Origin of the sequence: Acetivibrio mesophilus (assembly GCF_004102745.1) — a bacterium.
In the GTDB taxonomy this organism is placed as follows: Bacteria; Bacillota; Clostridia; order Acetivibrionales; family Acetivibrionaceae; genus Hungateiclostridium; species Hungateiclostridium mesophilum.
Genome location: NZ_RLII01000008.1, coordinates 23,656 through 39,353, shown reverse-complemented (window position 1 = coordinate 39,353; position 15,698 = coordinate 23,656). Strand labels below are relative to the sequence as shown.

The 15,698-nt window shown below is 42.2% G+C and carries 4 protein-coding genes; all 4 read right to left on the bottom strand.

Annotated features, from left to right (window positions below; genetic code table 11):
* Positions 1-2 precede the first annotated feature (2 nt).
* Positions 3-3,671, bottom strand: coding sequence for a condensation domain-containing protein (locus tag EFD62_RS08345; protein ID WP_069194361.1), 3,669 nt, complete (start codon positions 3,669-3,671; stop codon positions 3-5).
* 82 nt (positions 3,672-3,753) lie between these two features.
* Positions 3,754-4,578 (bottom strand): CPBP family intramembrane glutamic endopeptidase, encoded by an 825-nt coding sequence (locus EFD62_RS08340; RefSeq protein WP_069194362.1) that lies wholly within the window; start codon positions 4,576-4,578, stop codon positions 3,754-3,756.
* A gap of 22 nt (positions 4,579-4,600) precedes the next feature.
* Complete coding sequence (locus EFD62_RS08335) at positions 4,601-5,422, bottom strand: CPBP family intramembrane glutamic endopeptidase (protein WP_128705963.1); 822 nt, start codon at positions 5,420-5,422, stop codon at positions 4,601-4,603.
* A 57-nt stretch (positions 5,423-5,479) separates the two neighbouring features.
* Positions 5,480-15,682, bottom strand: coding sequence for a non-ribosomal peptide synthetase (locus tag EFD62_RS08330; RefSeq protein WP_128705962.1), 10,203 nt, complete (start codon positions 15,680-15,682; stop codon positions 5,480-5,482).
* Positions 15,683-15,698 lie beyond the last annotated feature (16 nt).

The window sequence follows — 15,698 nt, the reverse complement described above, 5'->3', positions numbered from 1 at the left end:
ATCTAAATATCTCCAAAGTCTTCATCTATAAGCTTGCTTGAAATATCCTCTGCATTCTGAATCTTGGATATCATTCTATTTTTCTCTTCACTGTCCAATAGCTCAATATCCTGAATTTGAACCTTTCTGTCCAATGTTACAACCTTAAGTATTTTTATATAATCCCTCGCCAAACGCTCTATTGTTTGTGGCGTGAACAGCTTTGTGCAATATTCAAAAACAAGGGTTATTTTCTCTTCATCTTCTGTCGCAAGTACTGTCAAATCCGATTTCGATATTTTTGCTTCATCCCTTAGTGGTATAAACTTAAGTCCGTCAATCTCCATCTTAGGCATATTCATGTTTTGAAGGACAAAGGCCACATCAAATATCGGACTGCGCCCGGGTTTTACCTCAACATTGAGTTTTTCTACAAGCATTTCAAACTGATAGTCCTGATTTTCGTAAGCCTCCAGTGCACATTGCTTGACGGTGTTTAGAAAATCCGAAAAGGATTGATCCGCCTTTACACAATTTCTCATGGGCAGAGCATTTACGAACATACCTATTATGTTTTCAAGATCGGCATGGGGCCTGCCGGCAATCGGAGAACCCACAATAATATCCTCTTGGTTTGAGTATTTTGAAAGAAGTATATTGTAAGCTGCCAGCAATACCATGTAAAGGGTGGTTCCCGTTTCCCTTGCCAGTCGGTTTGCTTCAGAGGTAAGTTCCTTATCAATAACAAAATCCAGCTTGTCCCCGGCAAAGCTTTTTACTGCAGGTCTCGGATAATCGCAGGGCATGTCCAGCAACGGTATCTCTCCTGCGAACCTTTTTAGCCAGTACTCCTCTTGCTTTTTAATGGTTTCCGAGTGAAGCATCCTATTCTGCCACTCGGAGAAATCCCTGTACTGTATTCTAAGCGTAGGAAGTGTTTTTCCGTTGTATAACTCAATTATTTCCCTAACGAGAATGGCCATAGAAGTACCGTCGGAAATTATGTGATGCATATCAAACATCATGATATGCCTATCCTTTCCTAATTCTGCAAGTCCAACCTTAAGAAGGGGAGCTGTCCCTAGATCAAAGGGTCTTACAAAGTCTTCCATCAGATCTCTTATCGTTTCTTCTTCGCTTTGGTTTATAAGCTCCGGCCTTAAGTATTCCACCTCAAAATCTATGCTATCCTTTACTACCTGAACTATTTCTCCATTTATGGTCATAAAGGATGTTCTTAATGTTTCATGCCTTTTTACAAGGGTTTTAAAGGCTTCTTCAAACCGATTCCTATCCAAATTGCCTTCTATTATCATTGCCCCGGGCATGTTGTAGCAGGTATCTATTTCTTTTAGCTGTCCTAATACAAACAGCCGTTTTTGTGCCGAGGATGCAGGGTAATATTCCCTTTTCTCCACCGGCTCTATGTATGTAAAGCTTCTTTTATCTGAAGCCTCTTTTCCATATTCTTGATCAAGATAATCCGCCAGCTCTTCAATGGTAGTATATTCTAGAATATCAGCCGAACTTATAACGGCTCCTATTTCCTTGCTCAGCATGTTTGCTATGGTAGATGCTATTATGGAATCTCCACCAAGCTCATAGAAATCTTCGCAAATATCTATTTCACTGTATCCCAAAGCTTCAGCCCATACCTTTGCCGTAATCATTTCCGTATTGGTATATATTCCATTTTCTCTTCCCTTGAGCAAAATATTTATTACTTCGTCATCCTTTTCATCACAATCGGTCTTTATGTCAGTGTTACTATTTGCCTTATCCTCCAAAGGCTCTGCCTGTTTTTGAGTCTTAACCGGATTCTCGGGGATTTCCAGCCAGCACCTTGTTCTTTCAAAGGGATATACAGGAACACCTGCCTTTTTCCTGTTTTCACCCCTGTACATCTCTTCCCAGTCAAGGGAGGCACCATCTACATAAAGCTTCAATATTTCCGACAGCAAGACTTCATTTTTCTTTCCTTCCTCAGTAAACTGACGGAGCATTTTTTCGGCAATTCGGCTATTATCATTGCTTTCTGTCCCCTTACATTCTCCGTAAAAGACCCAGTTCTCGGAAGAACTTGTTATGTCCGAATCAGCTATCTTGTTGATTTTGACCTTAAAATCTTCTTTATCCTTCAGCATTAATGCAAGTCTGTATTCATAATGTCCTCGACCTGTCGTAGCCGTATAGCAAATATCTTCCAACAACTGTCCATCATCTTCTTTGGCCATTTTTTTGTATCCAGCAATCAACTTACGCAAAGCTTCCGGACTTCTCGCCGAAAGAGTCAATACTTTTATACCCTCATCGTACCTATCTACCATTTCGGTATTTGTCGGAGGTTCTTCCAAAATTACATGGCAGTTTGTACCGCTAAGTCCGAAGGCACTGACACCGCACCTTCTTGGAAATCCTGCCGTATTCCATGGTGACAGCACCTTATTTATATATAAGGGGGATTCCGCAAAATTTATCTTTCTGTTGGGTCTTTCAAAATGAAGAATAGGAGGTATCTCTTTTTTACCCAGAGCCAGTACAGCCCTTACCATACCCGCTATTCCTGAAGCATTGTCCAAGTGACCTATGTTTGTCTTTAGAGCTCCCACGGCACAAAACTGTTTTTTATCGGTGTATCTTCTAAATGCCTTTGTTATACCTTCTATCTCAATGGGGTCTCCAAGCTTGGTGCCGGTACCGTGAGTTTCTATATAGGTTATGGTCTCGGGATCAATTCCCGCATCTTTCCACGCCTTCAGTATTACTCTCTCCTGAGCTGCTGCGTTAGGAGCGGTAAGTCCTATGGATCTTCCATCCTGATTTGCCGCACTGCCCTTAATCACAGCATAAATCCTGTCTCCGTCTCTTACAGCCTTGCTTAAAGGCTTTAGCAGGACAGCCACCACACCTTCTCCCATTCCGGTGCCGTCAGAACTGTCATCAAAAGCTCTCGTCCTGCCGTCTTCGGACTCTATACCAAATTTTTCACCGGTATGAAGGGGCAATAGGCTAAGTTTTACGCTCCCGGCTATAGCCATTTCGCAATCACCGTTTCTTAGGCCCATACATGCCATGTGTACCGCAACAAGGGATGATGAACATGCCGTATCCACAATGATGCTCGGCCCTCTCAAATCCAGCATGTAGGAAACTCTTCCCGCTATTATAGCGGCTATATTTCCCGGTATGGAAGCCATTGCCGACGATGGTTCCACCTCAGACACAAACTGTTTGTATTCAAGGCCTGAGACATAACCAAGATATACTCCCGTTTCACTTCCTTCAATGCCCTTGCTGCCATATCCCGAGTCCTCTATTGCCTCCCACGCTGTTTCGAGAAACATCCTCTGGTTAGGATCCATCAGGCTGGCCTCTTTTGGAGAAATATTAAAGAATCTGCAATCGAATTTGTCGATTTCGTCCAAGTAAGCTCCAGCCCTGTATTTTACCCCATTAATTCCGCCGTACTTAAAGTTTATATACCTGTCGGCATCCTGTTTTCTACTGTCGGGAAACTCTTTTACACAATCCAAACCGTTTCTCATATTTTCCCAGAACTCATCGATGCTGTTAGCCTCGGGAAGCTTTGCAGCCATCCCTATTATTGCTATATCCTTTGAAGATATTTCTTCTATTTCACCGATACTTTGTCCCTCTGTTTTACCTAACTCAATCATATTAATATCCAACATAAAAACCACCCTAAATCTCTAATTTATTTGACTGTATTATCATCCAATTTACGTTTCCAGGCTATATAGGCTATAAATCCTTTTAATTCAAAGCTTCAACCGTTTTCATGGTACTTTGCTTCTTTGTCGAGTCCTTCCAAACAAAATATGCAAACACAAACATCCCTACTACTCCTATCAGGGAGAGCAGTATTAATACAGCATCGCCAGTACCTGCCAAAACTTCCTTTATGCCCGTCCTTCTAAGTATGAGAAGGCTTAATATGCATGTATCCTGAACCAATATGGAACCAAAAAGGGAACGGGTCCAGATGTATGGAAGTACATATATCATTGAGCCTATTGCTGCATAGGTTCCCAAGACAGGACTAAACTGCAGAATTCCATATATTACAGCCTGAACTATAATTGCAGCAATAAGGGGTATATTCTCCCTCAACTCATTGAAAATAATGCCTCTAAAAATTATTTCCTCAAACATCGGCAAGACGATAAGCATGGCTACAAGAATGAGAAAACTTCCTTTTGATTCAAAAAAGCCTTTCATGTATTCTTCAAATTGAGGAAATGCACTGCCAATAAAACTTATGGAGGTAAAGGAAGTGGTAAATATACTCATTGAGATTCCCATCATAGTTATTCCAAGTACATCTTTTACCTCCATCTTTTGAAAACTACACACTTTAAACAGGTTTTTGCCTCTCAGTTTAAAAATAACATAATATATACAAACTGTTATAATCGAAATTGTAAAGCTGAAAAGTGTACGGTTGCTCCAAAGGAAATCATTAAGCGTCTTATTTAAGGAGCAAACATTAAAGACAAACCATTTCACGCCACTCATTACGGCATATAAAATTACCAAGTACGCAACTATTAAACCTGACATCTTAAGATATTTTTTCATATCCATACCCTCCTTTTTGACCCTATGCCGCAATAGCATTTTCACTCACTGATTTTTCAGCTTTGCAGCTTCTCATTAAATAAACCGATGCCGCAAGCACAATGATGGAACTTATTATTAATGTAGGTACCGCCGAACCGGCATTCAGTATTGAGTCCTCTGTCAACATCAGAATATACATGCATCCTTGGCATGTCGCCTGTGCAATTATTGAAGCCCACAGGGATTTAACCCACAGATACAACAGTACAAACAAAACAGCACCAAAGAATCCGTAGGACAGTAAAGGCAGATTTGTACCAAAGAACATCAGACCGTACATAAGTCCCTGAAGTACTATGGCCAATGCAGCGGGTAGACTTTCTTTAAACTCGTTGAAAATCAACCCCCTGAATAATATTTCCTTAAACACCGAGCCTACTATCAGGAATAAGAGGAAAATCACAAAACTTCCGCCGTCCACAAACATATATCTCATTATTCCTACCAGGTCCGAATACCTCTCCGTAACAAAGGGAAGTTTAATTACCGATGAGGTGAAAAATCCAGATGCTATTCCAATGATAGAAATAGTTATTATGTTCTTTATGCTGATGCTTTGTGTCAGCTTAACATGTTCCAAGAGGCTTTTACCTTTAAACTTCTTAAAAATGAAATAGAAGATGGTAAACTGAATCAAATCGCTAGTAACAGTTACTATAAGCGAGTTATCGTTAAGCCATGGTCCTATGTAGGGCTTGTTAAGTATATACCCTTTTCCGAAGGCAACCAGAGATTTGATGACTACAAAATACGTGCCCACATACAATAATAAATTACATATCATTTTTAAATACTTTTTCATTTTTTTACCCCCTATATTTTTTATCCAGCCTTTATTAAGGCTAAAACTTTTTATATGTTATTTGCTCGTTATAATGAATTCAACTACTTTCATATAGTTGTTAACCAATTCCTTGATCTTTTCACTCTTTAGCCTTGATGCATCGAACTCACATACAACTGAGATATTGGCCTTTTGATTGTCTATCTCAAAAGCAATGTCGAAGATTCTTGTTAAATTCCGCGACTTTTTGAAGCTACTCTTGCTATAGAAGAAAGGCAGTATTGAGAAAGCACCCTTTCTGATTACCGATTCTTCACTTATATCCTCCAATGTGTATCCTATTTCCATGTCGCAAATCCGCTTACTTTTTATCAGTCTTCCAAGTTGACCGAAATCATCAACTTCCTTCAAATCCACACTTATTGCAGTTATCCTACCGCTGTCATCAAGCATTGTGGGCACTGTAACATCCTGCTTTTTTGCAGTCCCTGCAAGAAGATATATATACGCGGAAAGCAAAATATCTATCTCATCCACATCTTCTTTTTCTGCCATTGCTCTCAATTTTTTCACTATTTCGTTCCTTATCGCAAACTTAAAAGCAGAACCAAAATCTCTGTTGCCATCCCGGTTAAAGTACTCAGCCGGAAGCTCAAAGGATACCAATTTCGGCCTTTCTCCCCGTAGACTCTCTTTTCTTTCAATAAACTCCGCCAGTTTTGAGACTGTGGGGTGGGAAAAAATATCCGTAATGCTAACCTTACCCGGATATAATGCCTCCAGCTTTGAATGCATTCTTATCAATAACAGCGAGTTACCGCCCAGATCAAAGAAATTATCTTTTACACCAACAATTTCTGCTCCCAGAACCTCCTTCCAAATTTCTGCCAACTTCTTTTCAATTATACTCGTCGGTTCTACATACTCCACTCCAGTGTTTATGTTTCCCGTAGGTATGGGAAGTGCTTTTCTGTCAACCTTTCCGTTGGGTGACAACGGCATTTTGTCAAGCCTCACGAAGTAGGACGGAACCATGTATTCCGGAAGGTTTCTCGTCAAATGCTCCCTAAGCTCTGCAGGAGTAATCTCCCTGTCCGCTGTGATGTATGCGGAAAGGTAATTGCCGCCATCCTTATCTTCCCTTGCCATTACCACCGCTTCCTTTATATCCTCATGCTTTATAAGCTCTTCTTCTATCTCTCCCAGTTCTATTCTAAAGCCCCTTACCTTTACCTGGTGGTCTATTCTTCCCAAGTATTCTATATTGCCGTCGGGAAGCCACCTTGCCAAATCCCCGGTTCTATACATGACCTCTTTCGATGTAGTCCCGTTCTCTCTACTGCCCAAACCGGTAAAGGGATCTGTTACAAACTTCTCCTTGGTAAGCTCGGGTCGATTCAAATATCCTCTTCCTACTCCATCCCCTGCTATACAGAGTTCTCCCGGTATTCCCACCGGTTGGAGGTTGTTGTACCGATCCACTATGTACAGCCTAATATTGTCTATGGGCTTTCCTATGGGTACAAGATCAATCTCTTCGCACAAAGGACAATCAAAGTAAGACACATCCACTGTTGCCTCCGTAGGTCCATATAGATTTATGAGCCTTGTACCATGTCTCTTTCCTGCCAGCCGATTAAACCTTATCACCTGCTTTGTCCCTAAGGCCTCTCCGCTTGCAAACACCTGTCTTAGGCTCGCAATCCTTTCCAATCCGCTTCCTTCCTCCAGATACTCCAAAAACATATTCAGCATGGAAGGTACAAAGTGCATGGTGGTTATACCGTTCTTTTCCACTTCATCAATTATCGCTCCCGGGTCCTTTTCCCCTCCCGGCTCAAGGAAGCATACCTTTGACCCTACAAAAAACCACCAGAACAGCTCCCACACCGATACGTCAAAGGTATAAGGAGTTTTTTGAAGGATGGTATCCTCTTTTCCTATGGGGTACTTATTCTGCATCCAGCTTAGGCGGTTTATTACAGAATAATGTTCTATCATAGCTCCCTTGGGTTTCCCGGTTGATCCCGAGGTGTATATCACATAGGCAAGGCTTCCGGAGTCATTCACCGGATCTAAGTTTGATCCATCTCCCATGTACAACGACCGATCATCCAGGTCCAGTATCGTAAGGTCCAAAGAAAATTCAAATTTCTTCCCATAGCCCCCCTCTTTCGTCAATAGAAGGGATGTGCCGCTATCCTCCAACATATACCGGATTCTTTCCTCCGGATACGACGGGCTTATCGGAAGGTAGGCACCTCCTGCCTTCAATACTGCCAGTATCCCCACCATCATCTCTGTGGAACGCTCCAGCATTATTGCTACGATACTTTCCTTGCCTACACCCTTTTGCCTCAGCACCCTTGCCAAAGAATTGGCCCTTTGGTTAAGCTCCAGGTATGTGAGCTTTTCTTCCCCAAAAATTACCGCCACCGCATTAGGTGTCCTTTCCACCTGCTCCTCAAATACCAGGCTCAGGGTCTTGTCCTTGGGGTATTCTTTCTTCGTGTCGTTAAAGTCCACGAGAATCTGCTCTTTTTCCCCTTTTGTCAGCATCTCTATCTGGGAAATTTCTTTATAGGGGTTTTTTGCAATCTCCTCCAGTATTTTATTAAAGTGACGGGCAAGTCTTTCTATCGTCTCCCTCTTGAAAATACTGGTATTGTACTCTAAATTAAACCTTATATCATCCTTGTTCTCAATAGCTTCCAATGTAATGTCAAATTTGGAAACCCTATTTTCAAATTCAAAGGGAATAAATTTCAAGCCCCCGACATCCATCTCCGGTATTCCCATGTTTTGAAGCACAAACAGGGTGTCAAACAACGGATTTCTACTCAAATCCCTTTTTAAATCCAGCACCTCTATAAGCTTCTCAAACTGGAATTCCTGATTTTCCAAAGCGTTCAACACATTGCTTTTAACCTCTTCAAGAAAACCGCTGAAGACTTTTTCGTTCTTCGGATAATTTCTCAAAGCAAGGGTATTTACAAACATTCCGGCTAGGTTTTCCAAGTCCGCATGGGGTCTTCCCGCGGTGGGCGAACCGACTATTATATCCTCCTGCCCGGTATACTTGTAAAGGAGAACATTATAGGCTGCTATAAGCACCATATAAAGGGTTGTGCCGGTATTTGCCGCAACAGTTTTCAGACCTTTTACCAGTTCCTTTGACAAAGTAAATCTTACCCGGTCTCCTTCATAGCTTTGTATTGAAGGCCTTGGATAATCCAGAGGCAAGTTGAGAACAGGTATATCGCCGGAAAAAGCATTTTGCCAGTACTCTTGCTGTTTTTTGATAATCTCCGATTCAAGAAGACTGTTTTGCCATACGGCATAGTCCCTATATTGTATCCTCAATGGACTCAAATTCTTTTGGCTATATAGCTCAATGAATTCCTTCACCAGTATAACAGCAGTAACTCCATCGGATATAATGTGATGCATATCGAACATCAGCAAGTGTTTCTTCTCGCCTATTTTCACTAGCTCTGCTCTAAAAAGGGGAGCAGTTCCAATATCGAATTTCCTTATAAAGCCTTTGATTATATCTTCTGCCTTATCGGCATCTGCCTTTTTATACCCAAGTTTAAAGTCCACACGCCTATGAACCCTCTGAACGGGCTCGCCATCAGATAATTCAAAGGAGGTCCTCAATGTCTCATGTCTATCAATCAATTTTTGAAACGCCTTCTCAAAAGCTTCTAGGTCTATATCCCCCTCAACGGTCAATACCCCGGGCAAATTATAGGTGGTACCAATATTGGCCATCCTCTCTAAGATGAATAGACGTTTTTGAGCCGAAGACACCGGGTACACCGCCGAATCTTCTCCCGAAGTCCGGTAATTCTTTTCATCAAGATGGACAATTGAAGAATATATATTTCTCCCCGCCCCCTCTATCTTTTCTGCAATTTGCTTGATAGTGGAAGCCTTAAATATCTCTCCCAAGGATATCTGGACATTAAACTCTTTATGTATCCTTGATACAAGAATAGCAGCCTTTAACGAATGTCCTCCCAGTTCAAAGAAGTTGTCGTTTACTCCTACTTTCTTGCATTCAAGCACTTCCTGCCAAATTTCTGCCAGCTTCTTTTCAATTATACTTGTCGGTTCTACATACTCCACTCCAGTGTTTATGTTTCCCGTAGGTATGGGAAGTGCTTTTCTGTCAACCTTTCCGTTGGGTGACAACGGCATTTTGTCAAGCCTCATGAAGTAGGACGGAACCATGTATTCCGGAAGGTTTCTCGTCAAATGCTCCCTAAGCTCTGCATGAGTAATCTCCCTATCCGCTGTGATGTATGCGCAAAGGTAATTTCCGCCATCCTTATCTTTCCTTGCCATCACCACTGCTTCTTTTATATCTCCATGCTTTAAAAGCTCTTCTTCTATCTCTCCCGGTTCTATTCTAAAGCCCCTTACCTTTACCTGGTGGTCTATTCTTCCCAAGTATTCTATATTGCCGTCAGGAAGCCACCTTGCCAAATCCCCGGTTCTATACATGACCTCTTTCGATGTAGTCCCGTTCTCTCTACTGCCCAAACCGGTAAAGGGATCTGTTACAAACTTCTCCTTGGTAAGCTCGGGCCGATTCAAATAGCCTCTTCCTACTCCATCCCCTGCTATACAGAGTTCTCCCGGTATTCCCACCGGTTGGAGGTTATTGTAACGATCCACTATGTACAGCCTTATATTGTCTATGGGCTTTCCTATGGGCACAAGATCAATCTCTTCGCCCAAAGGACAATCAAAGTAAGACACATCCACTGTTGCCTCCGTAGGTCCATATAGATTTATGAGCCTTGTACCATGTCTCTTTCCTGCCAGCCGATTAAACCTTATCACCTGCTTTGTCCCTAAGGCCTCTCCGCTTGCAAACACCTGTCTTAGGCTCGCAATCCTTTCCAATCCGCTTCCTTCCTCCAGATACTCCAAAAACATATTCAGCATGGAAGGTACAAAGTGCATGGTGGTTATACCGTTCTTTTCCACTTCATCAATTATCGCTCCTGGGTCCTTTTCCCCGCCCGGCTCAAGGAAGCATACCTTTGACCCTACAAAAAACCACCAGAACAGCTCCCACACCGATACGTCAAAGGTATAAGGAGTTTTTTGAAGGATGGTATCCTCTTTTCCTATGGGGTACTTATTCTGCATCCAGCTTAGGCGGTTTATTACAGAATAATGCTCTATCATAGCTCCCTTGGGTTTCCCGGTTGATCCCGAGGTGTATATCACATAGGCAAGGCTTCCGGAGTCATTTACCGGATCTAAGTTTGATCCATCTCCCATGTACAACGAACGGTCATCCAGGTCCAGTATCGTAAGGTCCAAAGAAAATTCAAATTTCTTCCCATAGCCCCCCTCTTTCGTCAATAGAAGGGATGTGCCGCTATCCTCCAACATATACCGGATTCTTTCCTCCGGATACGACGGGCTTATCGGAAGGTAGGCACCTCCTGCCTTCAATGCTGCCAGTATCCCCACCATCATCTCTGTGGAACGCTCCAGCATTATTGCTACGATACTTTCCTTGCCTACACCCTTTTGCCTCAGCACCCTTGCCAAAGAATTGGCCCTTTGGTTAAGCTCCAGGTATGTGAGCTTTTCCTCCCCAAAAATTACCGCCACATCATTAGGTGTCCTTTCCACCTGCTCCTCAAATACCAGGCTCAGGGTCTTGTCCTTGGGGTATTCTTTCTTCGTGTCGTTAAAGTCCACGAGAATCTTCTCTTTTTCCTCTTTTTCCAGCATCTCTATCTGGGAAATCTGCTTAGCCGGGTTTTGCAGGATTTCTTTTATAATATTTACAAAATGTTTTGCCAGTCTATTTACGGTTTCTTTTTTGAAAAGTGACGTATTGTACTCGATAATGCACTCCAAACTACCGGCCCTACCTAAATATACGTCAAGCTTAAAGTCCAGTTTGGACGTATGGTTATTCAATTTATACATATCAAAGGATAATCCGTCTATTCCCAAGCTGATATCCCTCTCGATTTCATTATGGAAAATAAGCATGGTATCAAAAAAGGGATTTCTGGAAACCTCTGGCCTGCAACCTAGCTTTTCCACCATCATGTCATAGGGATAATCTTGATTTTCATACGCTTTCACCAATGCGCTGTTTACACTGCCCATCAGTTCCTCAAAGGTAGCGGTTGCATTTATTTTGCTCCTTATTGGAAGGAAGTTGTTGAACATCCCCACCATGTTTTCCAAGTCAGGATGATTTCTGCCGGCAGATAAAGAACCGATAATTATATCCTCCTGACCGGTGTACCTATGCAAAAGAGCTGTGTAGACAGAAAAAAGCAAGCTATTTAAAGTAATTCCATGTTTTTGCGCCAAAGCATTCAATAAAGCCGAGGTCTCAACTCCCAAATTAAATTCCACTGTATCCCCGACAAAAGTTCTGCTGTCGGATCGGTTAAAATCCGACGGCATATCAAGGACAGGAATATCCCCTTCTAAAGTCTTAACCCAGAATTCCTCCTGTTTTTTCATTGCCGCATCTTGAAGACGTTTGTTGTTCCAATAAGTAAAATCCTTATACTGTATCCTCAAATCCGTCAGCTTCCCACCGTTGTACAACTCTCCAAATTCTTTCACCAATATGGCAACCGAAACTCCGTCCGATATTATGTGATGCATATCCATGAGGAGAATGTGTTTATTATCCCTAATTTTTACCAACACAACCCGAAACAGCGGCGCCTGTTCCAGAACAAAGGGCTTTACCTGTTCCATTAATAAACTGTAAACCTTTTCCTCATCACATTCCAGAAAGGCCACCTCAAAATCCGCTTCACTCTGAATTATCTGAACTATTTCCCCATTATGGATTCCAAAAGAGGTCCGTAAGGGCTCATGCCTCATAACAAGACCCTTAAAAGCCCTTCTTAACCTATCAGGATCAATTGGCCCTTCCACCAATAAAGCCAGAGGCATATTGTAGCTTATTCCTATTCCTTCGAACTGCTGCTGCACAAACATTCTTTTCTGAGAAGAAGATGCCGGATAAATCCCCTTTGGATAACCTTCATTTTCCTCTACCGGATTTATCTTCAAGTATACACTTTCCCCTAAGGCGTCAATGCAGCCGGCAAGCTCCCTTAAGTTTGGGGTTGTCAGTATTTTTGACAAGGGTATTGACTTATTGAACTCACGATGTATGCGCGCTGCCAGAACCGTAGCCTTCAGGGAATGTCCTCCCAGTTCAAAGAAATTGTCCTTCGCTCCGACCCTGTCGACTCCCAGCACTTCTTCCCACAATCGAGCCAACTTTTCTTCCGTTTCCCCCTCTAAAGGAGTATATTCACTTCCTGATGCTTTGTCCGTTTCTGGCTCCGGCAGTCTCCTTTTGTCGATCTTACCGTTGGAGTTAAGGGGCATTTCCTCAAGTCTGATAAAGCTAGCGGGAACCATGTACGCAGGAAGCTTTGCCAGCAAATACTCCCGAAGGCAGGACAAAGAGATTTCCTCTTTTGACGTAAAGTAAGCACACAGGTATTTACTTCCCTTCTTGTCTTCCCGGGCAATCACAACTCCTTCTCTGATTCCTTCATATTCAAGAATCCTCGCCTCTATCTCTCCAAGTTCTACCCTAAATCCCCTAAGCTTCACTTGGGTATCTATTCTGTCAATAAATTCGATACTGCCATCTGAGCGCCATCGGACAAGGTCTCCGGTCCTGTACATCAATTTACATTCCTTGTCTTTACCACCTTCATTGCACCTTTCATTGTCATATGCCTCAAAGGGATTCGGGACAAATTTTTCTTTAGTTAATTCCGGCCGATTAAGATAACCCTTTGCCAATCCGTCCCCAGCTATGCACAATTCCCCTTGAGCTCCAAAAGGCTGGAGGTTGTTATTTTTATCTACAACATATATCTTTGTGTTGGATAAAGGCTTTCCAATCGGTATGGTTGCATCCTCGTCTCCTACGGCATCAATAAAGTGGTATGAGGCAAAAACAGTACTTTCCGTAGGTCCGTAAACATGTATCAACCGCCCCGGACCCACACAGTCCAATACCTTCCTGACATGAGGTACCGAGACTCTTTCCCCTCCGAAGAGTACTTTTCTGACATTTTTAAAGCATTGGGGGTTTAGGTCCGCAAGAGTATTGAACAAAGCTGTAGTTATGAAAAATACCGTTATCTTTTCGTTCTCTATAAGTCTTGACAACTCAAGAATATCCAGTAAAGTCTGACTTTTGACCAAGACAAGCTTTGCTCCGTTCAGAAGCGCCCCGAAAATATCAAAGGTAGAGCCGTCAAAAGCATAATTGGACAGCTGCAGTAATGTATCCCTGTCGGTAATATCAATATAATTGGTATTTTTAACCACTCTGCTTATATTATAGTGAGTGGTAAGGTTTCCTTTGGGCATACCGGTAGAACCGGAAGTGTACATAACATAAGCTAGGCTTTCGGAAGAGTTTATACACTCGATATTTTCCCCATCTTCATGCTGAAAATCATCGTTATTTCCACCCATTACAATAAGTTCCGGCGAAGGATCCTCTGATGAAAGCTTCGCTTCGAGCCCTGCACCCAAAACCAGTAATCTAGTACCCGAGTCACGAATGATTGAAGCAATCCTTTCTGCGGGATACTCCGGGTCTATAGGAAGATAAGCCCCTCCCGCTTTCAAAATTCCCAAAATAGCAACAATCATATCCGGTGAGCGTTCCAAAAGTACACCTACTATGCTTTCCGCTGCCACTCCTTTTTTCCTTAGGAAATTTGCGAAGCGATTGGCCTTTTCATTAAGCTCTCTATATGTCATTTCCATACCCTCAAAAACAAGGGCTATATTTTCCGGAACCCTTTGGGCCTGTTCTTCAAACAACTGGCTCAAAGTTCTATTCTTTGGATATAGAGTAGCTGTATTGTTATATCTATATAAAATTTCATCTCTTTCATTTTTTGATAAAATATCTATTTTTGAAACCTCAATACAAGGGTTTGAAACCATGCAATCGATAATATTTATTAGCTGCCCGGACATCCTTTCTATAGTACTTAAGCAAAACACATCACTATTGTAAATAAATTCCAACTCCATGCCGTCAAACACCGATACCGCAACAGCAATATCAAAATTAGTCATTTCAAACATGGAAAAGGACTCTATCGCAAGACAGCTGTCTTTGCTCATCATCTGCTTATCCAGAGGATAGTTTTCAATTACCATTATAGAATCAAACAAAGTCTCTTTACTATCCATACTGCTGCAAGCTTTGATTTCTGTCAGGGGAGTGTCTTCATAAGGTCCCCTATCCCTGAGGGATTTTTCCACTTCATCCAGCAGGCCGGATACCTGCTCACCAGCTTTTGACCTGATCCGAAGTGGGGGTGTGTTTATAAAGAGGCCCACCATATTCTCAATCCCATTTATTTTTGCCGTTCTGCCCGATACCGTAGTACCGAAGATAACATCCTCCGAATTATTATACCTCTGAAGTAGTATTCCCCAAGCTGCGTATAAAACCGATGCCAAAGCCACCTTTTGCTCCCGGGCAAAATTCTTTATTCTATGGGCTTTTTCCTTTTCAATCTCAAGGGTATACACCTGGGCCTTTTTTATCTCCCCCTGCTTTTTTGAATCCCAGGGCAGCAGCGTCCTGCTTTCCATCCCTTCAAGATACTTTGTCCAATAGCTTTTCTGTGTATTGATATCCCGGCCTTGATGCCATTTCACAAATTCTCTATACCGATTCTTTGCAGTCCTTAGCGGCTGTTGGCCTTTTTCAAAAGCATCGTACGCTTCTAAAAACTCCTTAAGAATTACGGAGTTGCTCCAGCCATCGTAGAGTATGTGGTGATTGGATAAAATAACCTCATACCTGTCCTTCTTGAGCTTGCAAAGAGTTATTCTGAAGGGCTCCGTGCTTATGTCTATGCCTTCTTTCCTGTCCTTTTCCTTTATTGCCTCGAGCTGTCTTTGTATTTCTTCCTCTTCATATTCGGAAATATCATAGACCCTCACCGGAATCTCATAGTTTCTTAAAACCACCTGAACCGGCTTTTCGAGCTTTTCCCATCTAAATACCGTTCTTAAGACCTCATTGTTCTGTGCTGTAAAATTCCATGCTTTTTTAAATATATCAGCATCTAGATTTCCCGCAATCCTCATGCTCAGCTGTTCAAAATACTGCCTGCTTTCGGGATTGCTTCTGTAATGAAACAGTATCCCCTCCTGCATTGCAGTCAACGACAATATATCCTCTATATTTTTTTTATCAAGCTTGTTCGCTGTCATACGTCAACCCCCCTGA